The 22,553-nt window shown below is 60.9% G+C and carries 30 protein-coding genes and 2 tRNA genes; 18 read left to right on the forward strand and 14 right to left on the reverse strand.

All coding sequences use genetic code 11. The features are described 5' to 3' along the window. Positions 1–375: transposase (locus B5E41_RS15935; RefSeq protein WP_141098775.1), on the forward strand; the 375-nt coding region annotated here is incomplete at its 5' end. 103 nt (positions 376–478) lie between these two features. Here the strand turns inward: B5E41_RS15935 and B5E41_RS15940 are convergent. After that, a tRNA-Thr gene (locus B5E41_RS15940) sits at positions 479–553 on the reverse strand. A 156-nt stretch (positions 554–709) separates the two neighbouring features. On the opposite strand from B5E41_RS15940, the gene B5E41_RS15945 reads away from it, so the two are divergent. From B5E41_RS15945 to B5E41_RS15990, 10 genes are all read left to right on the forward strand, one after another. Next, positions 710–904: a hypothetical protein gene (locus tag B5E41_RS15945; protein ID WP_011423945.1), complete on the forward strand. Its 195-nt coding sequence runs from the start codon at positions 710–712 to the stop codon at positions 902–904. A gap of 90 nt (positions 905–994) precedes the next feature. After that, the gene (murA, locus tag B5E41_RS15950; RefSeq protein WP_088395123.1) at positions 995–2,287 is read left to right on the forward strand and encodes a UDP-N-acetylglucosamine 1-carboxyvinyltransferase; all 1,293 of its coding nucleotides are present in this window, start codon (positions 995–997) and stop codon (positions 2,285–2,287) included. A gap of 156 nt (positions 2,288–2,443) precedes the next feature. Continuing rightward, positions 2,444–2,875 (forward strand): DUF2948 family protein, encoded by a 432-nt coding sequence (locus B5E41_RS15955; protein ID WP_011423947.1) that lies wholly within the window; start codon positions 2,444–2,446, stop codon positions 2,873–2,875. Between the two features lie 41 nt (positions 2,876–2,916). Beyond that, complete coding sequence (hisD, locus tag B5E41_RS15960; RefSeq protein ID WP_088395125.1) at positions 2,917–4,215, forward strand: histidinol dehydrogenase; 1,299 nt, start codon at positions 2,917–2,919, stop codon at positions 4,213–4,215. A 4-nt stretch (positions 4,216–4,219) separates the two neighbouring features. After that, positions 4,220–4,693, forward strand: coding sequence for a UPF0262 family protein (locus B5E41_RS15965; protein WP_011423949.1), 474 nt, complete (start codon positions 4,220–4,222; stop codon positions 4,691–4,693). Next, the gene (locus B5E41_RS15970; protein ID WP_176439407.1) at positions 4,690–5,175 is read left to right on the forward strand and encodes an arsenate-mycothiol transferase ArsC; all 486 of its coding nucleotides are present in this window, start codon (positions 4,690–4,692) and stop codon (positions 5,173–5,175) included. Before B5E41_RS15965 ends, B5E41_RS15970 begins: the two co-directional genes overlap by 4 nt. Before the next feature lie 123 nt (positions 5,176–5,298). After that, complete coding sequence (gene infA / locus B5E41_RS15975) at positions 5,299–5,517, forward strand: translation initiation factor IF-1 (protein ID WP_003545338.1); 219 nt, start codon at positions 5,299–5,301, stop codon at positions 5,515–5,517. 36 nt (positions 5,518–5,553) lie between these two features. Continuing rightward, the gene (locus B5E41_RS15980) at positions 5,554–6,174 is read left to right on the forward strand and encodes a Maf-like protein (RefSeq protein ID WP_011423951.1); all 621 of its coding nucleotides are present in this window, start codon (positions 5,554–5,556) and stop codon (positions 6,172–6,174) included. A gap of 33 nt (positions 6,175–6,207) precedes the next feature. Continuing rightward, positions 6,208–6,420 carry a DNA gyrase inhibitor YacG gene (gene yacG / locus B5E41_RS15985; RefSeq protein WP_064800614.1) on the forward strand — a complete coding sequence of 71 codons (213 nt, stop codon included), beginning with the start codon at positions 6,208–6,210 and terminating at the stop codon, positions 6,418–6,420. 213 nt (positions 6,421–6,633) lie between these two features. Then, positions 6,634–6,709 (forward strand) — tRNA-Phe (locus B5E41_RS15990). Positions 6,710–7,163: 454 nt separating this feature from the next. Here the strand turns inward: B5E41_RS15990 and B5E41_RS16000 are convergent. The 10 genes from B5E41_RS16000 to B5E41_RS16040 all read right to left on the reverse strand — a co-directional run bounded on the left by B5E41_RS16000 (position 7,164) and on the right by B5E41_RS16040 (position 15,090). After that, on the reverse strand, positions 7,164–7,712 hold the full coding sequence (locus tag B5E41_RS16000; RefSeq protein WP_088395131.1) for a DUF1643 domain-containing protein: 549 nt from the start codon (positions 7,710–7,712) through the stop codon (positions 7,164–7,166). Continuing rightward, a complete protein-coding gene (locus tag B5E41_RS31730; protein ID WP_176439408.1) occupies positions 7,709–7,861 on the reverse strand; it encodes a hypothetical protein in 153 nt (50 codons plus the stop codon). Before B5E41_RS31730 ends, B5E41_RS16000 begins: the two co-directional genes overlap by 4 nt. 5 nt (positions 7,862–7,866) lie before the next feature. Next, positions 7,867–8,871, reverse strand: a complete 1,005-nt coding sequence (locus tag B5E41_RS16005; RefSeq protein ID WP_088395133.1) for an acyltransferase family protein — start codon at positions 8,869–8,871, stop codon at positions 7,867–7,869. Positions 8,872–8,929: 58 nt separating this feature from the next. Next, positions 8,930–9,613 (reverse strand): methyltransferase family protein, encoded by a 684-nt coding sequence (locus B5E41_RS16010; RefSeq protein WP_176439410.1) that lies wholly within the window; start codon positions 9,611–9,613, stop codon positions 8,930–8,932. A 114-nt stretch (positions 9,614–9,727) separates the two neighbouring features. Continuing rightward, positions 9,728–10,261 (reverse strand): hypothetical protein, encoded by a 534-nt coding sequence (locus B5E41_RS16015; RefSeq protein ID WP_088395135.1) that lies wholly within the window; start codon positions 10,259–10,261, stop codon positions 9,728–9,730. Between the two features lie 340 nt (positions 10,262–10,601). Then, a complete protein-coding gene (locus B5E41_RS16020) occupies positions 10,602–11,423 on the reverse strand; it encodes a hypothetical protein (protein ID WP_088395137.1) in 822 nt (273 codons plus the stop codon). A gap of 293 nt (positions 11,424–11,716) precedes the next feature. Beyond that, complete coding sequence (gene nhaA, locus B5E41_RS16025; protein ID WP_088395139.1) at positions 11,717–12,898, reverse strand: Na+/H+ antiporter NhaA; 1,182 nt, start codon at positions 12,896–12,898, stop codon at positions 11,717–11,719. 174 nt (positions 12,899–13,072) lie between these two features. Continuing rightward, a complete protein-coding gene (locus B5E41_RS16030; protein ID WP_088395141.1) occupies positions 13,073–13,690 on the reverse strand; it encodes a YceI family protein in 618 nt (205 codons plus the stop codon). A gap of 35 nt (positions 13,691–13,725) precedes the next feature. Then, on the reverse strand, positions 13,726–14,541 hold the full coding sequence (locus B5E41_RS16035; protein WP_245303099.1) for an arylamine N-acetyltransferase family protein: 816 nt from the start codon (positions 14,539–14,541) through the stop codon (positions 13,726–13,728). An 87-nt stretch (positions 14,542–14,628) separates the two neighbouring features. Beyond that, positions 14,629–15,090, reverse strand: coding sequence for a cupin domain-containing protein (locus B5E41_RS16040; RefSeq protein WP_088395145.1), 462 nt, complete (start codon positions 15,088–15,090; stop codon positions 14,629–14,631). Between the two features lie 99 nt (positions 15,091–15,189). Here B5E41_RS16040 and B5E41_RS16045 point away from each other — a divergent pair, with 99 nt between their 5' ends. From B5E41_RS16045 to B5E41_RS16065, 5 genes are all read left to right on the forward strand, one after another. Next, complete coding sequence (locus B5E41_RS16045; RefSeq protein ID WP_088395147.1) at positions 15,190–16,083, forward strand: LysR family transcriptional regulator; 894 nt, start codon at positions 15,190–15,192, stop codon at positions 16,081–16,083. A gap of 365 nt (positions 16,084–16,448) precedes the next feature. Then, on the forward strand, positions 16,449–16,736 hold the full coding sequence (locus B5E41_RS16050) for a BufA1 family periplasmic bufferin-type metallophore (RefSeq protein ID WP_011423959.1): 288 nt from the start codon (positions 16,449–16,451) through the stop codon (positions 16,734–16,736). 63 nt (positions 16,737–16,799) lie between these two features. Then, a complete protein-coding gene (gene bufB / locus B5E41_RS16055) occupies positions 16,800–17,687 on the forward strand; it encodes an MNIO family bufferin maturase (protein WP_088395149.1) in 888 nt (295 codons plus the stop codon). A gap of 2 nt (positions 17,688–17,689) precedes the next feature. Continuing rightward, on the forward strand, positions 17,690–18,466 hold the full coding sequence (locus B5E41_RS16060; RefSeq protein WP_088395151.1) for an HvfC/BufC N-terminal domain-containing protein: 777 nt from the start codon (positions 17,690–17,692) through the stop codon (positions 18,464–18,466). Further along, positions 18,463–18,960 carry a DoxX family protein gene (locus B5E41_RS16065; protein WP_088395153.1) on the forward strand — a complete coding sequence of 166 codons (498 nt, stop codon included), beginning with the start codon at positions 18,463–18,465 and terminating at the stop codon, positions 18,958–18,960. The genes B5E41_RS16060 and B5E41_RS16065 overlap by 4 nt, the downstream gene beginning before the upstream one ends. 166 nt (positions 18,961–19,126) lie before the next feature. Here the strand turns inward: B5E41_RS16065 and B5E41_RS16070 are convergent, their stop codons facing one another. Both B5E41_RS16070 and B5E41_RS16075 read right to left on the reverse strand, forming a co-directional pair. After that, the gene (locus tag B5E41_RS16070) at positions 19,127–19,447 is read right to left on the reverse strand and encodes an ATPase inhibitor subunit zeta (RefSeq protein ID WP_176439412.1); all 321 of its coding nucleotides are present in this window, start codon (positions 19,445–19,447) and stop codon (positions 19,127–19,129) included. A gap of 159 nt (positions 19,448–19,606) precedes the next feature. Continuing rightward, complete coding sequence (locus B5E41_RS16075) at positions 19,607–20,863, reverse strand: arsenic transporter (protein ID WP_088395157.1); 1,257 nt, start codon at positions 20,861–20,863, stop codon at positions 19,607–19,609. A gap of 229 nt (positions 20,864–21,092) precedes the next feature. Here B5E41_RS16075 and B5E41_RS32260 point away from each other — a divergent pair, with 229 nt between their 5' ends. Beyond that, positions 21,093–21,320 carry a hypothetical protein gene (locus B5E41_RS32260; protein WP_064800627.1) on the forward strand — a complete coding sequence of 76 codons (228 nt, stop codon included), beginning with the start codon at positions 21,093–21,095 and terminating at the stop codon, positions 21,318–21,320. Between the two features lie 75 nt (positions 21,321–21,395). Here B5E41_RS32260 and B5E41_RS16085 read toward each other — a convergent pair whose 3' ends face one another. After that, a complete protein-coding gene (locus tag B5E41_RS16085; RefSeq protein ID WP_088395159.1) occupies positions 21,396–21,989 on the reverse strand; it encodes a TetR/AcrR family transcriptional regulator in 594 nt (197 codons plus the stop codon). Between the two features lie 155 nt (positions 21,990–22,144). Here B5E41_RS16085 and B5E41_RS16090 point away from each other — a divergent pair, with 155 nt between their 5' ends. Next, positions 22,145–22,537: a RidA family protein gene (locus B5E41_RS16090; protein WP_088395161.1), complete on the forward strand. Its 393-nt coding sequence runs from the start codon at positions 22,145–22,147 to the stop codon at positions 22,535–22,537. The last annotated feature ends 16 nt before the right edge of the window (positions 22,538–22,553 follow it).

Consider the following 22,553-nt stretch of genomic DNA (forward strand, 5'->3'; position numbering starts at 1 on the left):
GTGCGCGAGGAACTGCTGACCTCAGTGCCGGGTGTCGGGCCGACAACGGCGCGCACGCTACTGGCCGAACTGCCCGAACTCGGCAGCCTCGATCGGCGCCAGATTGCTTCGCTGGCAGGGCTTGCCCCCTGGACGCGGCAATCGGGCAAATGGAAGGGCAAGAGCTTCATCGGCGGCGGCCGCGGCAAGGTGCGGGCCGTGCTGTTCATGGCCGCCCTCGTCGCCAGCCGCTACAATCCCGACCTCAAGGCCTTCCGCGACCGCCTGGTCGCGCAAGGCAAGCCCAAGATCGTCGCAATCGTCGCCACCATGCGCAAGCTGCTCACCATCCTCAATGCCATCATCAGGGACGGACGACCATGGCAAAACGCTTGACAAACAAGACAGTCGCTCTCCCCGCGCGCGGGGAGAAGGTGCCGGCAGGCGGATGAGGGGCTGGCCAGGCGGATACGCGAGAAATGATGTCGGATAAGAAAACTGGTGCTGCCGAGTGGGATTGAACCACCGACCTCACCCTTACCAAGGGTGTGCTCTACCACTGAGCTACGGCAGCAGGACCAGATCCGCGTGGAGCCGGGCGGCTCAATTGCGGGAACGGGGCGGCTATTGCCACAGCTTGACGACAAGCGCAAGCCGCAAAATCCAACTTCGCGTGGATAGAGGTGCAAGGGACTTTTGGATCGGCGCGAATTCGGCTAATTCTATATGCATGAACGACAAGACCGAAACCGGCCAGAAGAGCCGTAAAGAGGCGATCGAGGCACAGGCGAAACTGCGCCGCGAGCGCGCCGCCGAAAAGCTCAGGGAAAATCTCTCGAGACGCAAACAGCAGGTGCGCGCCCGCCGTTCCGGCCAGGCCGACGAAACAAACGGGCTGCCCGCCGCAAAAATGGACGAATCGTAATGTTCCGTCCCGGACGAATTGAAGCCTCTTCGTAAATCCCCTAAAGACCTCACTCCCTTTCAAGGCAGAACTTTCAGGAAGTAAGCGCACATGGATCGTATCAGAATTGTCGGCGGTAATGAGCTGAATGGCATCATTCCGATTTCCGGCGCCAAGAATGCCGCACTGCCGCTGATGATCGCCTCGCTTCTGACCAGCGATACGCTGACGCTGGAAAACGTGCCGCATCTGGCCGATGTCGAGCTTCTGATGCGCATTCTCGGCAATCATGGCGTCGATGTCGCCGTCAACGGCCGCCGCGAGCGCCAGGAGGATTCCTACGCCCGCACGATCCATTTCACCTGCCGCACCATCGTCGATACCACCGCTTCTTATGAACTGGTCTCGAAGATGCGCGCCTCCTTCTGGGTCATTGGACCGCTCTTGGCGCGCGAAGGCCATTGCCGCGTGTCACTGCCGGGCGGCTGCGCCATCGGCACGCGCCCGGTCGATCTCTTCATCGATGGCCTGACGGCGCTTGGCGCGACCATGGAGATCGACGCAGGCTACATCAACGCCAGGGCGCCCGACGGCGGTCTGATCGGCGCGCGCTACACCTTCCCGAAGGTTTCGGTCGGCGCCACCCATGTGTTGATGATGGCGGCAACGCTTGCCCGCGGCACGACGGTTATCGGCAATGCCGCCCGCGAACCCGAAGTCGTCGATCTCGCCAACTGCCTGAACGCCATGGGCGCAAAGATATCAGGCGCCGGCACCTCGACCATCACCATCGAAGGCGTCACCTCGCTCTCGGGCGCCCGTCATCGCGTCCTGCCGGACCGCATCGAGACCGGTACCTACGCCATGGCCGTCGCCATGGCCGGCGGTGACGTCGTGCTCGAAAATACCGATGTGGCGCTGCTCGAGACCGCGCTGGAAACCCTGCGCCGGGCCGGCGCCGACATCTCCGCGACCAATAACGGCATGCGCGTCAGGCGCAACGGCGCCGGCATCAAGCCGGTCGATATCGTCACCGATCCCTTCCCGGGTTTCCCCACCGATCTGCAGGCGCAGTTCATGGCGCTGATGACCCGCTCCTCCGGCATCTCGCATGTCACCGAGACCATCTTCGAAAACCGCTTCATGCACGTGCAGGAGCTTGCCCGGCTCGGCGCCAGGATCACGCTCTCCGGCCAGACCGCGAAGATCGAAGGTGTCCAGCGCCTGCGCGGCGCGCCCGTCATGGCGACCGATTTGCGCGCCTCCGTCTCGCTCGTCATCGCCGGTCTCGCCGCCGAGGGTGAAACTACGGTCTCCCGCGTCTACCACCTCGACCGCGGCTTCGAGCGGCTCGAAGCGAAGCTGACCCGCTGCGGCGCCGTCGTCGAGCGCATCAGCGAGTAAGAGACACCTTCATTCCAGTTGCGTAATCGGTCGCAGCATCTTATTTCCCTTGTCTGACGCATCGCCATTCCGGCGATGCCTGTTAAATAGCAAGAGCATGATGTCGTCCGAAAACAGCTCGCGCTTTCGGCATCCTGCTCTAGGGATTGAGCCTGAATGACCGACCTGAAGCTTGTTGCGCTCGATGACGAAGACCTCGCGATCATTTCTGCGCATATGCAGGATAGCGTCTTCAAGGTCGGCGATATCGACTGGTCGCCGCGCGGCGCCCAGTTCGCGCTTGCCGCCAATCGCTTCGTCTGGGAGAGTGCCGCGCGCAAGCGCAGAGGTTTCGAGCGCCGCCGCGCCGCTCTGGTGTTCAAGCGCGTGCTCGCCGTCCGTTCGCTCGGCATCGATCGCGGCAAACGCGATGAGGTTCTGTCGCTGCTGGCACTGCGTTTCGAGAAAAAGGGCGACGGGCCGGACGGCACAATCGAGCTGGCGCTGTCGGGCACGGCCTCGATTGCGCTCGACGTCGAATGCATCGAGGTCCAGATGGCCGATATCGGTGGCGCATGGCAGGCGGCTTCCAAACCCCGCCACCCCTGAAGTTTGAACATCGCGGTTCGAGTTGAGAAGGAATATAGCTCTTGGCAATCTGGCTGGATCAGGCATCGGAAGGTTTCGAGCAGCATTTTGCCGCTTTTCTGACGACAAAGCGCGAAGTGTCCGAGGATGTGAACGCCGTCGCCCGCGCCATCATCGATGATGTCAGGGCGCGCGGCGACGTGGCGCTGGCCGAATATTCGCTGAAATTCGACGGCATCGATTTTGCTACCGTGCCGATGCGCGTGACGCCTGAGGAGATCGACGCCGCGATCGAGGCGGTGCCCGCCGAGGTGCTGGGGGCGCTGAAGCTCGCGGCATTGCGCATCGAGAGCCATCATCGCCGCCAGCTGCCGAAGGATGATATCTACGAGGACGACATGGGCGTCGGTCTCGGCTCGCGCTGGACGGCGATCGAGGCGGTCGGGCTCTATGTTCCGGGCGGCACCGCGAGTTATCCGAGCTCTGTTCTGATGAATGCCGTGCCGGCCAAGGTCGCCGGCGTCGACCGTATCGTCATCGCCGTTCCCGCGACCGGCGGCGCCGTCAATCCGGCGGTGCTCGCCGCCGCCAGGCTTGCCGGTGTGAGCGAGATCTACCGCGTCGGCGGCGCCCAGGCGATCGCCGCTCTCGCCTATGGCACCGAGACCATCGCCCCGGTCGCCAAGATCACCGGTCCCGGCAACGCCTATGTCGCCGCCGCCAAGCGCCATGTCTTCGGCACCGTCGGCATCGATATGATCGCCGGCCCCTCCGAAGTGCTGGTGATTGCCGATAAGGACAACAATCCTGATTGGATCGCCGCCGACCTTTTGGCGCAGGCCGAGCACGATGCCAGCGCCCAGGCGATCCTGATCACCGATAATGTCGAATTCGGCAAAGCGGTGGAGCAGGCGGTCGAACGCCAGCTGAAGACGCTGAACCGCGCCGAGACGGCAGCGGCAAGCTGGCGCGATTTCGGCGCCGTCATCCTCGTTGCCGATCTGAAGCAGGCCATTCCGCTCGCCAACCGCATCGCAGCCGAGCATGTCGAGCTCGCCCTCGCCGATCCCGACCGGCTGCTCGACGGCATCCGCAATGCCGGCGCGATCTTCATCGGCGCTCATACGCCCGAGGTCATCGGCGATTATGTCGGCGGTTCGAACCATGTGCTGCCGACGGCGCGTTCGGCGCGCTTCTCCTCCGGCCTGTCGGTGCTCGATTTCGTCAAGCGCACCTCGATCCTGCGCCTGGGGCCGGCTGAGTTGCGCACCCTCGGCCCGGCGGCGATCGCGCTGGCGGTCTCCGAAGGCCTCGATGGCCATGCGCGATCGGTCGCGATCCGCCTCAACCTCGAAAGCTGAGGGCATGGCGGCGGGCGATTTCCGGCTTTGCGACGTCGTCCTCGACGATACGATCGGCCGTTCGACACCCGATGTCGAGCATGAACGCGCCGTCGCCATCTTCGATCTCATTGAGGAGAACAGGTTCGAGCCGCTCGGCCATTCCGGTGGTCCTTACCGGCTGAACATCTCGCTGATGGATTCGAAGCTGGTGTTCGCCATCAAGACGGAAGAAGGCGGCGATGTCGCCACCCATATCCTGTCGCTCACCCCATTCCGACGAATCGTCAAGGATTACTTCATGATTTGCGAAAGCTATTACGAAGCGATCCGATCGGCCACGCCAAGCCGTATCGAGGCGATCGATATGGGCCGGCGCGGCATCCACAATGAAGGCTCGCAGACGCTGAAAGACAGGCTGGCCGGCAAGATCGAAGTGGATTTCGACACCGCCCGGCGCCTTTTCACGCTGGTCTGCGTGCTCTACTGGCGCGGATGACGGCGATGGAGCTCGCCGCCGACGTCGGGGACGCAAAAAGGCCAGGCGCCATCCTCTTCATGTGCGGCCTGAACGCCATCCGCTCGCCGATGGCCGAAGCGATCGCCCGTAGCATTCTGCCTGCCAATACCTATATAAGGTCCGCCGGCGTTCGCGCCGGCGAGCGCGATCCGTTCGTCGATGTCGTGCTCGACGAAATCGGGCTTTCTCTCGGGCGCCGCCAGCCGCAGACGCTTGATGAACTCGAAGACGATTATTTCGATCTGATCATCACGTTGTCGCCGCAGGCCCATCACGCCGCACTCGAGCTGACGCGGTCGAACGCGATCGACGTCGTCTACTGGCCGACCATGGATCCGACTGTTGTCAGCGGCACGCGCGAGCAGATACTGGACAGCTATCGCGAGGTGCGCGATCACCTGGCCGGCCTCATCGAGAGCCGGCTGCTCAAACGAAATGGCATTGCCGCGCAATCGGCATGAAAACAAATAAAGGAAAGCCTGATCAACAAGGTTCACAAACCTGCGTTGATTGTGTAGTTTCCGCCCAAATTTTAAAGGCGCGCGTTGCGCTGCCTCTGCAACCCACAGGAAGAAAACCACTATATGCCGAAAGAAGAAGTCCTCGAATTCCCGGGAATCGTCACCGAACTTCTGCCGAATGCGACGTTTCGCGTGAAGCTTGAAAACGAACACGAGATCATCGCCCATACCGCCGGCCGCATGCGCAAGAACCGCATCCGCGTTCTCGCGGGCGACAAGGTGCTTGTGGAAATGACGCCCTACGATCTGACCAAGGGCCGCATCACCTATCGTTTCAAGTAAGTCTGCCCGCTCCCGTCTGCCGATGGTCGAGGTTTCATGGCGCTGAAATACAAGCTCATTCTGGCCTCGGGCTCGCCCCGCCGCGTCGACCTGCTCAACCAGGCCGGCATCGAGCCTTCGCGCCTGATGCCGATGGATATCGACGAGACGCCGAAGAAGTCGGAGCATCCGCGTTCGCTCGCCCGAAGGCTGTCGGCCGAGAAGGCCGAGGCAGCGCTTGCCGCCATCAAGGGCGATATCACCTGGAAGGGGAGCTATATCCTCTCCGCCGATACGGTGGTCGCCGTCGGTCGGCGCATTCTCGGCAAGGCTGAATTCGCCGACGAGGCGCTGAGTTCGCTGCATCTCCTGTCGGGACGCAACCATCTCGTCTATACCGGCATCTGCCTGGTGACGCCGGACCGCAAGATCCGCCAGAAGATCGTCGAGACCAAGGTACGCTTCAAGCGCCTCTCCGGCTTCGAGATCGAGAACTATCTGGCGTCGGGCCAGTGGCGCGGCAAGGCGGGCGCCTACGGCATCCAGGGCCTCGCCGGCACCTTCGTGCAGAAGATGGTGGGCTCCTACACCAATGTCGTCGGCCTGCCGCTTTATGAAACCATTTTGCTTCTGACCGGCGAAGGCTTCGATGTGCATAGCCGGTGGCCAGAGGGCTGAGCCCGACGGTCGACGCCATAGGACGAACCGATCATGCCCGAAGACAAGAAAGCCGCCGCCAAGGTCGAACCGCTGCGCAAGACGCGTCCTTGCCCGGAATGCGGCAAGCCGTCGAATCGCGAACATTATCCCTTCTGCTCCAACCGCTGCCGCGAGGTCGACCTCTCGCGCTGGCTGACCGGCTCCTATGCCATTCCGGTGGCCGATGACGAGACAAAGGCCGATTATCCCGACGAGGAAAATTAATCCTTCGCCGCGATTTCCTGGCTGCCGCGCGCGAGAATTCGACCCGCGAAGCTCTTATTTTTCCTCATGAATCGGCAAAATCGAGAAGACCGTCAAAAAAGAGTCATTTGACGCTTGCCATGGGCGAACAAGATGCTATAACCCCGCTCGCTTCCGGGGCGAACCAAGGCCCCGCGGTTCTTTTCATCAAGAACACCGTAGAGAAGCGGGTTGGCCCAGGTAGCTCAGTTGGTAGAGCAGCGGATTGAAAATCCGCGTGTCGGTGGTTCGATTCCGCCCCTGGGCACCATCACGATAATCAGCATTGATATTGTTTGATTTTTCTAGCCTAAGTGTCCTGATATTATGCATGAACGAAAATCTCCGGACACATTTGTTCACGCGGCATGCCGAATTTAGCTCTCGCCTTCGCCCTTCGAAACCAGCTCGATCGCACTTTCGCAAGCGGCCTCTGATTGGCGGCTTTCGGCTCTGGAGATTGCATTGCCGCGCGGGCCGCAGACCCTTCGGGCTGGACGCCAAGACCTACTGCGACAAGACCGCTCCAATCTATTGGTGTGCATAAGGGAATGAATTGCGCCCCGAGGGATGCGCCGATCAGGACGCTGCTTGCTGGCCCTGACCAGCCCCTCAATTGTGAAATGCGAGCGGGGCTTCCGGCAATCCCTCCACGAACATGTTTCCACAAACGACAAACGTCCGCCCGCAGGCGTTTGTCGAGGTTATCGGATGTCCGCTGCTCATCACGCGACCTCCATCGCTCTCTGGAATATGACCGGCTGCTGGTCGCGCGGAATGCGGTGTTGGCCGCGCGCCATCGGGTGTTTGGGGAAGCCGTCTTTTGTCAGGCCAAGGCAGACGATGTCGACGAGCTGCTGGCGGGCGCGGTGCTTGAACCACGTGTCACGGCTGAGGTAATCGCCACCATTGCCCCATGCTGCCAGCACCGGCGTGTTCTGGTGACGGGCAATGATAAGGGCGCGATCGATGAAGTTGTCGCAGCGCGGACCGATCGAGTCCTTAGCCTTCATCATTTCCTTCGGGGATGGCGAGCGCCAGGCGTGAAGGTTGACGATTAGGATGCCGCCATAGCCCCAGAGCTTGGCAAACCAGATGAGCACGAGCACCGTCCGGTCATTGCGTCGGTGATCGGCGTCGGAGGGGTTGAGCATGCAGACGACGAGGATGGGCTTGCCCGCATCCCAAACGCGGCGCAGCTCGTCACGGTAGAAGGTGCAGTCGGAGATGGCAGCGCTCATCCGCATCTCGGTTTTGAAGAGATCGAGGCTCATCGGCGCTGCTTCCCGGTGATGACGAAGACGGCGCCGCTCTGTATGTTCGGCTGGACCGGATCGCCGCGCCCGATGCGGGTGAAGATCGCCTCGAGCTCGCCCTCGGCGGTATCCGCAGCTGAGCGATACTGAAGCACCGACTTGTACAACGCGCTTAGTATCTATCTGACAGCGATCGCCCCGTAACTACGCCGCGGGGCAATCGGTTGAATAGTCTCAGGAGCGGCTTTTCGACCTTCTCGTGAATGCGCCAGCAGAACAGCAGGGAGACCGCGACACCGATCGCGATGATGATATCGGGCGGCAAGGGATAGAATATCCACAGCGTCAGCAGTGCCGAAATCGGGACGGTGTGAAAGAGATAGAGCGTGTAGGAGGCCTCTCCGAGGTAAGCCCAGACGCTCTTTCCGGCATTGATCTGCATCGTGCCGAAAACGATCAATCCGGCAGGAATGCCATAAACTGCCACGCGCTGCAAAGCATCCTGACCGATCAGGAAGTCCAGCGTATCGCCGTGGGGTGCCATGCCGAGCGAGCCGGCGGCGAGAATTGCGATTGCGCCAACCGGTATGCCCCATCTCGCGCCTTTGACTGCCGGCGCGTACACCAAGGCGACACCTATCATGAATTCGAGGATGATGGGGTTGCCGAGGAACTGGAAAACCGGCGCTGTCGATCGGAACGTCAGCGACGCCGCGAAGATCCCGAGGATCGCCGGCAAGTAACGCCGGTCGAGGAGGACAAGCGTCGCCGCCCCATAGAAGAGCATTTCGAAACAGAGCGTCCATGCGGCAGGCAGGACGGGCGCTGTCATCTGATCGAACGCTGGCCACAGGGTAAGCGTCGCGATTGTCTCCCGCCAGCCGAAGCCGGATTTTGCGGCGATGAATGCTGCCGGGATAGATGCGAGATAGTACATCGGGAGGATGCGACGAATTCGTTTCCACGCGAATTGCTGCCATGTCAGTCCGCGCGCTGTCCGGGTGATGATGACCCCGGAAATGACGAAGAAAATATCGACGCCGGCGGTGCCCGCAACCTGGATCATCGGCGGGAAAATCCCGCTTGATCCGGTGGCTTGGTAGGCCGTCAGCGCCGCATGCAGGTAGACGACCATCAATGCGGCGATGAAACGCAGTACCTGTAGCGACCAGATCATGATTGTCCGTCAACCCCTCGATCACCAAGCCTAGCGAGAACAGAGCATTCACAAGCCGTCACGCAGTGGTCGTGGCGCGTTTGCCACGCATGGGCAGAAACGGAACCACCCGGGGGACGCGCTCGGCATATGATCGGTAGTCTGGAAATGCCGCCCGGAGAACCGTCTCTTCGTTCATCATCCGGCGAAGTTGCAGGCACCAATGCACGATTCCGAGAAATACCGTCCACGGAGAAAAGCTGAACAGGATCATCCCGATAACGAATATCTCCTCGGTCAGGTAGAGCGGGTGGCGGACAATGGAATATGGCCCCGTTGTGACCAGAGCTCTAGCACCCGGTGCTATGCTGAAACTGCGGCCGAGGATCGCAAGCATATATGCCGATGAAAGGCAGCCAATGATCATCAAAACCGTTGCGGTAAGACGCACAGTATCTGGCAATACCATTGGCGGCGGCAGGAAGGCGATTAGCAGGAAGAGGAAGGTGCCTGCCATCGCCGTCAGGTATGGTTCAACGCCGCGCGCAGACCGCACTTGGGGCATTCTCGTTAGGGTCACGACACACATCATGCCGATAAATAAGATCGCAGCGATCTCAGCTATTAGGAATACGACGCCCCTGGACGGATAGTCGCCGGTCGTCATCATCCGTGCGATCTTCGTCCACACACCTAGTATTGAGTAGGAGCAGATTCCAATACGGCCGATAATGTCTGCAATAATCAAGTGTCGATTGCTCATTGGTACCCCCGGCGTTGTTTGAACGCATCTTCGCACGGTTGCGAGAAATGGCAATCGCAACTGATTAAATCGGTAAATACCAACTATTGGGGATGTGACTTACACCGGCGTCCGTCAATGCAAGAACACGCGATGCTCCAGCAGCCGATCAATGCAGGCCCGGATCCGGATGCCTCGGATGATTTCGGCGTGAGTAGAAAGGCACGCGAGGGCGGCCAGGATGATCAACGCGGTTCCGAGGAGCGCGGTAGGCAACGGCAGTGACCAGTCGACATAACCGGGGAGTGACGTCCCACTGCGACCTGCTTCAGCTGTGCTTGCAGCCGCATTGGCAAGCACCAACCCGATCAGCGCAATATGAGCATGAACGAAGCGTGCCCTAAGAAACCGTTTCGGATGAAAAGAAAGATAGACGCCGAAAATCGCCATCGATGCAAACGCCCCGAGAAGCTCCCACGCCCCCATTCCCGCCACGCTAAGTAACATAAGGGGTAGGCGCAACACCGGCAGCAAAGTCAGGTAAAGCGCCCAAGCAAACGGGCGTGATGGATACGTCGCCAGCAGTAGCATGCTGGCGGCAAATACTGCGCCGATGGCATAGACCAAAGCAGGTCCGAGACGAACAACAGTCAGAACCAAGACACGCATTCGCTTTTCTCCTTCGGCAGGCATCGTGGTTCTGGGCAGAATATTCGCAGTTGCTTGAGCAGGGCTTACCGCTCGATCGGCGCCCGCATGAATGACTCCGGCTGCGGAGATTTGCAATCTTCTACAAAAGTTATCCACCTTAACGAGGCGATTTCATGAACATCGACGACACGCCGCTGCGGCTGTTGCCGTCCGCCGCGTTAGGAACCTCATCGCGGCTTAACCTCAGCCACGCGGGCACCCTAGCATTTCACATAAAGCGTGTAGGTCCGGACAGGGCGGCCGAGGCTATCTGTGCCGTTCTTGAAAAACATTCGCCGGCGCGCTCACGGGCACGCATCTACTCGATACTCGCCAAAACCTCGGAGATAACCGAGAACTTCGTGGCCTGCCAGCGTCTGTAGTCGAGCACGAGCTTCGCCGAAATCCAGCAATCCCCACTCATTTGGGTAGCCTCCCATCCCAGCAGTCCTTGATTTTGCGCGGCCGCCAGCAATCTGCTGGCATGACTGCGGGAAATGACATATTCGGCCGCGGTCAATCGTGCCGAGACATCGCCCACCCAGGTGCGTTCACCTACGACCGGTGCCAGTGGCACACGCGACATGAGGTCGTGCAATATATTGCTTCCGGATTCGGACCTTACGAACAGCGTAATGCTTTCGGGCGGGTTATACCAATCCGGATGGTTAAACAGCCGACGTGCAATACGCGGCTGAGCGCGATACAGAATTGTCTCATCCGCCTCCGACCACCGACAGCGATCTCCCGCGTCCATGCCGTCGAGCGAACGAAGGTGCCCTTCGAACCATTGCCGGATCAAGGTTTCAGCATAGGCGCTCGCCTGTAACGGCTTGGCGCGCCGATCCGTCGTCTCCACCGGCTCGAATAATTTGTAATACGCCATCTCCTTCATATGTGCGACGACGGTGTTGTGGCTGGCGATGTGGTTCTCGACCAGAAATTTTGCGAGGTTGGAAGCGGTCACCGGTGGACAGGACGGGTTGAGTTTCCGCTCAAAATGCAATGCCAACGCCGCCTGGCTGAGCAGCCACTTCTGCAGATCGGCAACATAACGCACTATTCTCGGCGCTCTGCGATGGATTGCCAGTAGCTCGGAGGCGGATTCACGCAGAGCTGCGGCAAAAGCGGCGTCCGTCATGAGATCTTCAACACTGTAGCTACGGCATCTATTCTGCAGTGAGGCTGAACGTAAAGGTATCGACATTTAAAACCGAAGTGTAAGCGATGCTGGTTCGGGATAATAAAAATAGCGAATAGACAAATGTCACTGCTAGGCCAGCGACTGGCCGACTTTATCGAAAATTTGCGTACAATTCGAGCAGGCTTTTGTTGCAGATGCTTGCTCCAAAAGCTTTGACTGGAGGTCTCTTTCGGCCGAAACAAAGGGCGCTGTCGGCCGGGTTCTTCATGGAGAACTGCAGCCCCGCTCTCTCAGGATCGGCGATTGAATGTTGCGAGCATCGCCGCGCCGACCAGACCGGACAGCAGAGACCCAAGCAGGATGCCCATCTTCACATGGTCCTGGACGTCGGGATCGTTGAATGCAAGCAGCCCGATGAAAAGGCTCATCGTGAAGCCAATGCCGCAGAGGGCGGCCACACCGGTCATCTGCCCCCAGCTCGCCTTGGCTGGAAGGTCGGCGAGACCGATTTTGACGAGCAGGAAGACCGTGCTGAGAACGCCGACCAGTTTTCCAAGCAAAAGTCCTGCCGCCACGCCGAGGGTCAATGGCTCGGTCAGCGTGGCAGCCGAGACGCCGGAGAAGGAGACGCCGGCATTGGCAAAGCCGAAGATCGGAACGACGATGAATGCGACGGGCTTCTGTAGGATGTGCTCGAGATGGTGCAACGGCGACTGCTCGTGGCTTGCCTCGCGCGTTCCCGGCGTTGCCTTCAACGGAATCGTCAGTGCGAGAAGAACGCCGGCCAATGTCGCGTGGATTCCGGATGCGAAGACGAGCACCCAGAGCACGGCGCCGAGCAGCAGATACGGCCACAGCTTCAGAATCCTGGCCCGGTTCATGCCATAGAGCGCGGCGAGCACCGCCGCAGCCGCTGCGAGCGCCAGCACGTTGAGATCGCTCGTGTAGAACAGCGCAATGATCACGACGGCCCCCAGGTCATCGATGATCGCCAGTGCCGCCAGGAAGATCTTCAACGAGGCAGGCACGCGCGGGCCGAACAGGGAGATGACGCCCAGGGCGAATGCGATGTCCGTCGCCGTCGGGATCGCCCAGCCACGCAGGGCGGCCGGGTTTTCCCGGTTGAACAGGATGTAGAAGAGGGCGGGGAAGAGCATGCCTCCCAGTGCCGCCGCACCCGGCAGAATGCGGCGACTCCAGCTGGAGAGCTGGCCGTCCAGCATTTCGCGCTTGATCTCGAGCCCGACGAGAAGAAAGAACAGCGCCATCAGCGCGTCATTGATCCAGTGCAGCAGGCTGAGCGGCCCTAGATAGATATGAAGAGCGTGGAAGTAACCCTCTGCAAGCGGTGAGTTCGCCGTCACGATTGCCGCCAAGGCGACTGCCATCAGCACCAGACCGCCTGACGCTTCGCTATCGAGGAACTGGCGAAGGGTGGATCGGATGAGACCTGGAGAGATAGGCTGCGACACCGGTCAGCGCTCCCTGTGTTTTGGAAGGTTGATCTTCAGTCTCCGTCGATTTCGGGAAAGCCCGTGGCGCACGCAGCACACGCCATCCCTGCAAGATAAAGGGGTCGCATCGCCATTTCCAGCGAAATCGGCAAAGAGGCGCAGGTCCGTTGGACCTGCCGCTCGCTTCGCTTCTCACTGGAACGCGTAGTCGGCGGGCACCATCTGGGTTTCGATGGCGAAGGTGACCTCATCCCCGAGCTCGGGAATTGCGAAGTCCAGCCCCCATTCGCTCCGCTTGATGCTGCCCCTCGCCGAGAAGCCGATTTTCGGGACGCCCATCATCGGGTGCTTGGCCATCGAGCCGTTGAAGGTGACATCGAGCGTTGCCGGATGCGTCTCGCCGCGAAAGGTCAGCAAGCCTTCGACGGTGCCGGTTTTCTCGCCCGTGATCTGGATGGCCCTGGAGACGAAGGTGATCGGCTTGGCGGCGAGGAACGTCTTGTCGCCGCCGATCTCGGCATCGAAGTCGACCTTCTCAGGCCAGGGATAGTCGGTGCGGACCGAAAGCGGATCGATCGTGACCGACAGGGCGGAGGTCTCCGGCCGTTCCGGCTTCCAGTCGAGCCGTGCGTCGACCCTGGTGAAGCGCGCGGTGTAATGCGACAGGCCGGAGTGGTTGAAGGACCAGTTGAAGCTCGAATGCGAGGGGTCGGTCTTGTAGGCCCCGCCGGGCGCCGGGTCGTCGGCAGCGGCGAGGGCGGTGGCCGCGCTCAGGGCAAGAGCGAGCAGAAATGCAGGGATGCGCAGCATGGATATGTCCTTGAGTCTGGAATGATGAGGCCGGCTCAGGCCGCCTTGTCGCGGGTGAGGGACTGGAGGCGCTTCCAGACTTTTGCCGGCTGAGGAATGTCGAGGTCGAACACGGTTTCGAACGTGTCGGCGAGATGATCCGCGCTGGTGATGCGCTGCTCGCTGAGGCTGTTTGCGGTTACGCGGCGCAGGCAGTCGTTCTGCAGCGCGACATAGCCGTCTGCCGTGTGTCGCAGGACGATGAGCGCATTGGTGAAGGGGGAGGCGGGATCCTGCATCAGCCAGCCATGGGTTGCGACCATGGCGGCCTCGTCGCTGTGGTCGGGCTTGAAATCGAAGCTCTTGGCAATGCCATGCATGTGATTGTTGAAACGCATCCAGCCGCCATCCGCCGGCATGATCGAGAAGTCGAAGCCGCGCTGGCTGATCGGCCCGACGGCAAGCGGCACCGGCTCGATGATGGCATCCGCCACGCCGACTTCGGCAAGATAGGAACGGTCGAGATCGACGCGCAGGGTGAGGTGATTGCCAATGGCGATGTCGCCGAGCTTTTCCCGCTGGACGCCGCCGCAAAGGCGGGTCACGCGAAAGCCGAGCGCCGTAAGCGCGGCGCCGAAGAGGCCGTTCATCTCGTAGCACCAGCCACCGCGCCGTCCCTCGACCATCTTGACGAAGGCCGCGGCCGGCGTGATCGCGGAGGGCCATCCCATGAAGGCATCGAGCGCTTCAAAGGTGAAGGTCATGAGATGGGCGCGGTGAAGCTGGGACAGGGTGTCGATACTGACACGCAGCGGCTGCTCGAGCCCGATCCGGGCCAGATAGGCATCGAGCTGCGTTGTTGTCAGGGTCATTGCGTTTTCGTTCGAAGGCACGTGTGTCATCCTTCGGTCTCCTTTCGATGGACCGTTGTCCGGGTTTCGGTTGTCTGTTTGGGTGGTTCAGGCGACTTTGCGGTCGCCCTCGGGCAGGAAGGTCAGGCCGAAGCCCCTGGCGACCGAGGCGATCTGCTCGGGCGTTTCGGGCCTGGAGAGCTCGACGATCGGAAAGAAGCTTTCGAATCCGCCCGGTGTCACGACGACCATGAGGTGGCCCTCCGTCTTTCCGACATTGCGGAAGCGGTGCGGCACGCCGCGCGGCAGCGCGATGCAGCCGCCTTCGGTCAGTTCGATATAGTCGCCGGCGCACCAGAAGCCGAAGCGGCCGGCAAGGACGCGGAAGAACTCGTCCTCGCGCTCGTGCACATGCAGAGGCGGTCCTTCGCCGGCCGGCACGAAGGCCTCGAACATGCCGAGAGAACCGCCGGTACTGGCGGCCATCATGCGAATGACATGCGTGCCGAATGCCATTGCCAGCGTCCCACACCCGGACGGCGAGACCGCAGCTTGGGTGAATGTCGTCATGTCGGGTCTCCTTTGCTTGAGTACACCCCACCGATTACTTTGCGCCCTCTCCCATGATAAGAGGGATAAACCGACATCATTGTATGGATAATTGCACTCATGAAAACGCTTGATCCGCTTGACGGGATTGCCGCATTTCTAACGGTTTCCACGCATCTGAGCTTCACGAAGGCGGCCGAGGAACTGAGCATGGCGCGGGCGACGGTCGGCGCCCAAGTCAGGCAACTCGAGGATCGCCTCGGCATCCGCCTCTTTCAAAGATCGACGCGCAAGGTCGCCCTGACGGAGGCCGGGGCCGCTTACAGGCAGGCGCTTTCGGGAATCCTGCCGCAGATAAGAGAGGCCGAACGGGCCGCAATCTCGTTTCAGAAGGAAGCTGTCGGGCGATTGCGGGTGTCGGCGCCCCCCGACCTCGGGCACTTCGTGATCGTGCCGGCAGTTTCGGAGTTCCTCAAACTCAACCCGGCTGTGTCAGTCGAACTCGACCTGTCACATCGGCCGGTGAACTTGGTCGAGGATGGCTTCGACCTTGCAATTCGAGGCCGCCTTGAGGTCGATATCAATCTCATCACCCGACAACTGGCGACATCGTCAATCGTGATTTCCGCTTCACCGGCCTATATTGCCGAACACGGGGTGCCAATGACGCCGCATGACCTCGTTCACCACGCCTGCCTCCACTTCGCCGAACTAAGATGGGGGCGGATTTGGCCGTTCAGCAGGGACGGTGAGGAGTTTCGCATTCCCATCGTGCCCCGCCTGGAGCTTAATCATAGTCTTGGTCTTCGCGACGCCGCCGTGCTGGGACTCGGCATAGTCCTTCTGCCCGACTTTGTCGTCGGGGAAGACCTCAGGCAGGGCCGGTTGGTCCGTCTTCTCCCCGATTGGGATATCAGCACGATACAGTTACAGGCAGTCTATCCGGCCAATCGCCATATCGCGGTAAAGGTCCGACGCTTCGTCTCGTTCCTGGCAGGCAAACTGCGACCATAGACGAAGTCCCAAATCGGATCGGAAAACGCGGGCGGCGAAGGTTTGATCGGGGCTGCGGCAGCAGGTGGACAGACGATCAAGGTCAGTCATGAGCCTTGTGCGCCGATTGGGCGCTGGAGGCGGAAGGGCCGCTGGTCCTTGAAGCCGTCGCAGGTGAATACCCATAAGCTGAGTGCGGCGAAATCCTCCAGTGGCGCCTGCGCCAACGAGCACCGCCACTCTCCTATGAACAAAACCGTACCGTCGTGCGAAGGCCGATCACCAATTCGTGTTCGCCATGCCTGTAACAAGCGGCATCGTCGGCTCGAAAGAGGGATTACGCGGCCGATGACCGGTACGCGGATCTTTGCAAGAGGAGACCATCCATGAACCGTTCCACTCTCACCCTCGCCCTCGCAGGCTCGCTCGCCACTGCGATTTCATCCGCTGCCTTCGCCGCGCCTCTGCCGGCGGAGAAAATGGTGGGCAACGAGAAATGCTATGGCATCGCCCTCAAGGGCCATAATGATTGTGCCGCCGGTGCCGGCACGACCTGCGCGGGGACATCGACGATGGATTATCAGGGGAACGCCTGGAAGGCCGTCCCCGCTGGCACCTGCACCAGCATGAATGTCAACGGGCACATGGGTAAGCTCGAGCCGACCAAAGGCTGACAACGAAAGCGGAGGTCCGATGCCCGGGCCTCCGTGCTTTTCTGCTAAACCGGGAGAACCGCGATGACCGCTTCAGCAACCCGACCCGTCTCCCTGCCTGCGCGGGCCGGCCTGGGCCTTAAAGCCGAGCACTACCAGACTATTCTGGCCGATCTGCCGGATGTCGGCTTCTTTGAGATCCATGCCGAGAACTACATGGGCGCAGGTGGGCCGCCGCATCGCTATCTCCAAGCCATCACGGAGCACTATCCGCTTTCGCTGCACGGCGTCGGTCTATCGATCGGCGCGGCGCGCGGGCTCGACAAGGCGCATCTGACGCGGCTTCGCAGCTTGCTCGACCGCTATCGGCCGCAGAGTTTTTCCGAACATCTGGCCTGGTCGACCCATGACACGGGATTTCTCAACGATTTGTTGCCGCTACCCTACACGGAAGAAACGCTGGCACGCGTCGTCGACCATGTCGATGAAACGCAACAGGCGCTCGGGCGGCAACTGCTGCTGGAAAACCCTTCCACCTATATGCTGTTCGCCGAGAGTACGATCGATGAAGTGGATTTTCTGGCGCTGATCGCGCAGCGGGCCGGCTGTGGCCTTCTGCTCGACGTCAACAATGTGATGGTCTCGGCGGTGAACCACCGGCTCGATGCCGCCACTTATATAGATCGTTTTCCGGTCGAGTTCGTCGGCGAGATTCACCTTGCGGGTTACGACGAAACCGTCGACCCCGCCGGCGATCGGCTGCTGATTGACGCGCATGCGACGGCCGTGAAGAGCGACGTGTTGGCGCTCTACAAACATACCCTCGCGCGCACCGGCTCACTTCCGACGCTGATCGAATGGGACAATAATGTTCCGGATTTCGCCACATTGTATTCAGAGGCCAAACGCGCGGATGCAATGCTCGCCGCCGAAACCTTTCGCCGCGGCGGGCGCCGGATCCGGGCGGCGTGACGATGGATTTCGCAGCCCGCCAAGCCGCCTTCGCCGATGCCTTGCTGCAGGCCGACCGGCCGGTTCCGGATGGCGTCATCAACGCACGCGGCAAGCCCGACGCGGCACGGTTTGCCGTATACCGCAACAACGTGTTCGTCGGGCTAACAAAGGCGCTGGCGCAACGCTTTCCGGTGACTGAGAGGCTCGTCGGCTCGGAGTTCTTTGCAGCCATGGCGCGGGCCTACGTCCAGGATCACAAGCCGGCCTCGCCGCTGATCATGGAATATGGCGACGATTTCCCCGACTTCGTCGCAGCTTTTGAGCCTGCAGGCACGCTTGTCTATCTGCCCGATGTCGCCCGGCTCGAGGCCGCCTGGACGGAGGCTTACCACGCCACCGACAGCGCGCCTCTCGATCTTGCGGCACTCGGAGCCGTAGCGCCCGAGATGCTTTCGGACTTGCGGCTCCTCCCACACCCCTCGGCACGCCTGATCCAGTCGAGTTTTCCGGTTGGTTCGATCTGGAGCGCACATCAAGAGGCGGTGGTTTCGCCGGTCTCCGACTGGGGTGGGCAAGCGGTCCTGGTCGTACGGCCGGAGATGTCGGTCAATGTTCATGTCCTGCCGCCGCGGGACGCCGTTTTTGCCGCCGCCTTGTTCAACGCCGCCACTCTCGGCGAGGCGGCAGAGGCGGCATTTGCGGCTGCCCCCGGATTCGATTTCGGAACGGCGCTGGTCGGCCTCGCCGGTCTCGGCGCGTTTAGAGCCTTTCAACAGTATAAAGGAAACTCCACATGAAAACCGAAGTGGCCCCTTCGCACGGCTTTGGCGCTGCCGCTGCCTCCCTCGTCACACGCGCGGAAGGCCTGCTCGCCTCCGTTCCCAGGTCGCTGCCGCTGCTGGCATTGCGTTTTGCGCTGGCTATTCCCTTCTTCAAGTCGGGGCTGACGAAATGGGACGGCTTCCTGACGCTTTCATCGGGCGCAAGATATCTTTTCGAGCAGGAGTTCAAGTTTCATATCTTCGGCAGCGCAGTCGCCTACCCCTTTCCTCTGACGATGGCGACGGCCGCCGGAATTGGAGAACTGGTTCTGCCAATTCTGCTGATCCTCGGCCTGGCCACACGCTTCGCTGCTCTCGGTCTGCTCCTGATGACGGCGATCATCCAGCTCACCATCCCGGAGGGCTGGGCCAATTTTCACCTGCCCTGGGCGGCAATGGCGCTGGCGTTGGTCGTGTTCGGCGGGGGCAAGATCGCGGTTGATCCGTTTGTTTTGCAGCGCCGCAAATGACGCGGCGGCGCTCGGCTGGCATGGGGGCCTGCGCCGGACGGGAAAGACGCTGGCGTAGAACCGTCCGTTGTCATGGCGTCAGCGGCGACCACCCGGAATGGGAACGGTCATGAGATGCTCCTGCACGAAAGTGCCGGCAGCCTGGTGCACGTCACCCGGAAGGGCTTTAGCCGGCCTCGTCGAGGGACCTTGCCGCTTCAAGCAGAAGCTGCTTCATTTTCTCGCGAACCGCCTGAGCGCTGATCGCGACGTCCGCATCTTGCAGGTCGCTGACAATCTTTCTGAAGACGTTCTCATCTCCTGACTCCAGCAACTCGGCGGAAATGACTTCGTCGAAATAGACGTCGAAGTCGGTTCGTCCGATGAGCTCGGCCGCCCAGCGTGCCAGCAGTCGGTCGCGCCTCGCCTTGATATGGAACGAACGCTCGAGCTTCACGATGTACTCTTTCTCGAGTGCTTCTTCACGCTCGTCGATGATGCCCATCATCGATCCTCCCGCTGAATGGCCGTCAGTTGTTTGAATGCGTCGCATTCGCTGCGCAAGCAATCATTCTTGCTTTGCAATCTGCCTGCACGAAGGCCTCTCGCACTATTTCACCACATAATTGGGTAAAGCAAAAAAGTTAGAGCGGTTCTGCGCTTCCACTCAAAACAGGAGGAGCGACCCCAGAGATAAAGCGAGTGCTGGGAACATGACGACGGTTCCGAGTTTTAGAAACGTCCAGGCGCCGATATGCAGGCCTTCGCGGCGCAGGGCAGACAGCCACAAGATCGTCGCCAGCGACCCCGTCACCGACAGATTGGGTCCGAGATCGACGCCGATCAGCACGGCGCCGGCGATCTTGTCGGAGACACCTGCGGCCTGCACCACGCTGCCGGCAAGCAGGCCGGCAGGAAGATTGTTCACGAGGTTGCAGATCACCCCGACGAGCAGGCCCGCCACGCCGATCGCCTGCGATTGCGAGGACGAGGCAAGGGCAGCCAGTTGATCGGAGAGAAGGTTCGTCAGCCCGGTATGATCGAGCGATTCCACGATGACGAACAGGCCGGCGACCAGCGGCAGAACGCTCCAGCTGATGCCCTTCATCGTCTCGGCCGGGCTTTGCCGCGTCAGCATCAGAACGATCGCGGTGGTGATCGTGCCGGCAACAAAGGTCGGCACGCCGAGATCGACATGCATGGCCGATGTCGCGATAAGAACAATGGCCGTCAGCAGGATTCCCCATCCCGCGAGGCGGGCGCTGCGGGAGAGGGGCGGTTGCTGCGTGTCGGCGGCAAGAGTGTCTTCTGCAAGGGCGCGGCGTTGCGTCCAGTAGAGGCAGAGGAACGTGGCGACGATCGAAATGATCGACGGCAGCATGAATGTCGATAGCCAGCGGGAGAGCGGCGGCATGTCTCCGCCGGCAAAGATCACCAGATTGGCCGGGTTGGAAATCGGCAGAACGAAGCTCGCAGCATTGGCGATGAAGGCGCAGATCAGCAGATAAGGCATCGGGTCTTTGACACGCGCCGTCCGACAGGCCGCATAGACGGCCGGCGTCAGCACCACGGCCGTCGCATCGTTGGAAAGAAAGACGGTGACAACCACGCCTACAAGATAGACCAGCACGAAAAGACGCCGCGGTGATCCTTTGGCCCAGGCTGTCGCTATGGCGGCGATCCAGTCGAACAGGCCTTCGCGCCGAGCAAGTTCGGAGAGCAGCATCATGCCGATCAGAAAGAGATAAACATCGCCGCCCTTGGCAACGCCCGCCAGGGCATCATGGGGTCCGACGAGGCGAAAGGCGAGCAGGAGCAGAGCGCCGAATATGGCCCAGATCGCTTCCGGCCACCGAAAGGGACGGACGACGACGCCCATCGCAGTGAGGCCGGCGATCCCCCAGGTCATGGCATGTTCGGTCATTCGGAATCGCGTTCGGTTGGTGCGCGGCAGAACAGCCGCTTTGGTTGTTGCGAGAGTGTTTTGCCGGTCAAATACATGTTTGCTCAGGCACTGACAAATCCGTTTAGCTTGGAAAACTGCAATTGCCGGAAACCAAGCTCGAAATCAGCCGATCGGCTGCACATCCGTAACGGAACAATCACAGCTGGATCTGGTTTAACTCACACCCGTATCCCCGGCGGAGGCGACGATGTGGGCAGTTCTGATTGGTGCCGCGCTCATAATCGGCGGCCTTCTTTTTCTCCTTCGGCCGGCGCTTCGTCGAAAGCCGAGTGATCCCCACCTGATGCCGCAGGGCGGCGCCACGCTCGAACCGCGGCGCCAAGGCCTGAGGTTCCTCAGCTTGGCGCGGAACTGGCCGGCGATGGTTGTCATCGCGGTCGGCGCAATTCTTCTGGTTTTCGGGAGCTATTGGTGACAGACGACGGTGTGAGCCAATCCGCACTGCATCTCCCCCAACAAGATTCCAGTTTGCCGCCAGTATATCGGAAGCTCACGCGGACGTCTTGAGAAGGCCGGCAGCCAAGGCGTCGAAGGCCTCGACAGCTCTTGGCAACACATCCTGCGGCCGGTCACTCGCCGCGATCCAGAGGGCGGCATTGAGCGCAGCGCCGTTGAGCAGCCGGGCGGCTGCTTCCGCGTCGACCGGCTTGAGGGCGCCCTGGACGATAAGGCGCTCGATTGTCTGCCTGGTTGCCTGAAGACAACTGCTCTGGCTCGGCCATTGTGAAGGATCACCCAGCACGGCAGGCCCATCGAGCAGGACGATGCGCTGGACCTCCGGATCGAGCGCCATTTCGATATAAGCCGCGCCCTCGGCGAGAAGGCCCTGCCAATCATCACCCGCGCGGGCGCCGATCTCCTTTGCACGCGACGCCATTTCCGTGTCGATCTGATCGACAACGGCCGCAAGCAGCCCGCGCTTGTCTCCGAAGTTGTGATAGAGCGCTCCCCGCGTCAGGCCGACTTCGGCAGTCAGTTCGTCCATCGAAGCGGCGGCATATCCTTTCTCGGCAAAGGCCTTTCGGGCAGCCGCGATTAGCTTCACACGATTTTCCTCCATCGTCTCGCTGCGCCTTCTTACCATCTCACCTCCAATTTCGCATACGGGCCGTATATGAGACTTGACATCCGGCCCGTGACGTAGTTCATATACGCGACGTATATCAAACGGCAGGGTGACCTGTGAAGCCCCTCCATCGCCTGCTGCTCATCCAATCACGATAGGAAGCGAGATCGACAATGACCCGACGCGAAGCAATCTTTCCGGCGAACAGACACGCCCTTTACGAGGACCATGGTTATTCGGCCGCCGTCCGAACCGGTGATCTTCTGTTCGTCTCCGGCCAGGTCGGCAGCCGTTCCGATGGAACACCTGAACCGGACTTCCAGCGCCAGGTCAGGCTGGCTTTCGAAAACCTCAAGGCGACGCTGGAGGCTGCAGGCTGTACCTTTGACGACATAGTGGATGTGACGACATTCCATACCGATCCGGAGAACCAGTTTGAAACGATCATGGCCGTCAAGCAGGAGATTTTCAACGAGCCGCCCTATCCGAATTGGACCGCGATCGGTGTGAACTGGCTGGCAGGCTTCGATTTCGAGATCAAGGTCATCGCCCGCATTCCGGCATGATCCCGCAGGGCTCCCG

It is taken from the genome of Rhizobium esperanzae (assembly GCF_002204185.1).
Lineage (GTDB): Bacteria > Pseudomonadota > Alphaproteobacteria > Rhizobiales > Rhizobiaceae > Rhizobium > Rhizobium esperanzae.

Excerpts from the sequence above, each read along its gene's own strand:
- B5E41_RS15955 (WP_011423947.1), top strand. The coding sequence starts at position 2,444 with ATGACCGACCTGAAGCTTGTTGCGCTCGATGACGAAGACCTCGCGATC.
- B5E41_RS16030 (WP_088395141.1), bottom strand. The coding sequence starts at position 13,690 with ATGCTGCGCATCCCTGCATTTCTGCTCGCTCTTGCCCTGAGCGCGGCC.
- B5E41_RS16090 (WP_088395161.1), top strand. The coding sequence starts at position 22,145 with ATGACCCGACGCGAAGCAATCTTTCCGGCGAACAGACACGCCCTTTAC.
- B5E41_RS15970 (WP_176439407.1), top strand. The coding sequence starts at position 4,690 with ATGACGGCGATGGAGCTCGCCGCCGACGTCGGGGACGCAAAAAGGCCA.
- B5E41_RS15965 (WP_011423949.1), top strand. The coding sequence starts at position 4,220 with ATGGCGGCGGGCGATTTCCGGCTTTGCGACGTCGTCCTCGACGATACG.
- B5E41_RS32260 (WP_064800627.1), top strand. The coding sequence starts at position 21,093 with ATGTGGGCAGTTCTGATTGGTGCCGCGCTCATAATCGGCGGCCTTCTT.
- B5E41_RS16075 (WP_088395157.1), bottom strand. The coding sequence starts at position 20,863 with ATGACCGAACATGCCATGACCTGGGGGATCGCCGGCCTCACTGCGATG.
- yacG (WP_064800614.1), top strand. The coding sequence starts at position 6,208 with ATGCCCGAAGACAAGAAAGCCGCCGCCAAGGTCGAACCGCTGCGCAAG.
- B5E41_RS16020 (WP_088395137.1), bottom strand. The coding sequence starts at position 11,423 with ATGACGGACGCCGCTTTTGCCGCAGCTCTGCGTGAATCCGCCTCCGAG.
- B5E41_RS16050 (WP_011423959.1), top strand. The coding sequence starts at position 16,449 with ATGAACCGTTCCACTCTCACCCTCGCCCTCGCAGGCTCGCTCGCCACT.
- B5E41_RS16060 (WP_088395151.1), top strand. The coding sequence starts at position 17,690 with ATGGATTTCGCAGCCCGCCAAGCCGCCTTCGCCGATGCCTTGCTGCAG.
- B5E41_RS16035 (WP_245303099.1), bottom strand. The coding sequence starts at position 14,541 with ATGACCCTGACAACAACGCAGCTCGATGCCTATCTGGCCCGGATCGGG.
- B5E41_RS16065 (WP_088395153.1), top strand. The coding sequence starts at position 18,463 with ATGAAAACCGAAGTGGCCCCTTCGCACGGCTTTGGCGCTGCCGCTGCC.
- murA (WP_088395123.1), top strand. The coding sequence starts at position 995 with ATGGATCGTATCAGAATTGTCGGCGGTAATGAGCTGAATGGCATCATT.
- B5E41_RS16070 (WP_176439412.1), bottom strand. The coding sequence starts at position 19,447 with ATGATGGGCATCATCGACGAGCGTGAAGAAGCACTCGAGAAAGAGTAC.
- B5E41_RS16015 (WP_088395135.1), bottom strand. The coding sequence starts at position 10,261 with ATGCGTGTCTTGGTTCTGACTGTTGTTCGTCTCGGACCTGCTTTGGTC.
- B5E41_RS16085 (WP_088395159.1), bottom strand. The coding sequence starts at position 21,989 with ATGGTAAGAAGGCGCAGCGAGACGATGGAGGAAAATCGTGTGAAGCTA.
- B5E41_RS16040 (WP_088395145.1), bottom strand. The coding sequence starts at position 15,090 with ATGACGACATTCACCCAAGCTGCGGTCTCGCCGTCCGGGTGTGGGACG.
- bufB (WP_088395149.1), top strand. The coding sequence starts at position 16,800 with ATGACCGCTTCAGCAACCCGACCCGTCTCCCTGCCTGCGCGGGCCGGC.
- B5E41_RS16000 (WP_088395131.1), bottom strand. The coding sequence starts at position 7,712 with ATGAGCCTCGATCTCTTCAAAACCGAGATGCGGATGAGCGCTGCCATC.
- B5E41_RS16005 (WP_088395133.1), bottom strand. The coding sequence starts at position 8,871 with ATGATCTGGTCGCTACAGGTACTGCGTTTCATCGCCGCATTGATGGTC.
- infA (WP_003545338.1), top strand. The coding sequence starts at position 5,299 with ATGCCGAAAGAAGAAGTCCTCGAATTCCCGGGAATCGTCACCGAACTT.
- B5E41_RS15945 (WP_011423945.1), top strand. The coding sequence starts at position 710 with ATGAACGACAAGACCGAAACCGGCCAGAAGAGCCGTAAAGAGGCGATC.
- B5E41_RS16010 (WP_176439410.1), bottom strand. The coding sequence starts at position 9,613 with ATGAGCAATCGACACTTGATTATTGCAGACATTATCGGCCGTATTGGA.
- B5E41_RS16045 (WP_088395147.1), top strand. The coding sequence starts at position 15,190 with ATGAAAACGCTTGATCCGCTTGACGGGATTGCCGCATTTCTAACGGTT.
- B5E41_RS15980 (WP_011423951.1), top strand. The coding sequence starts at position 5,554 with ATGGCGCTGAAATACAAGCTCATTCTGGCCTCGGGCTCGCCCCGCCGC.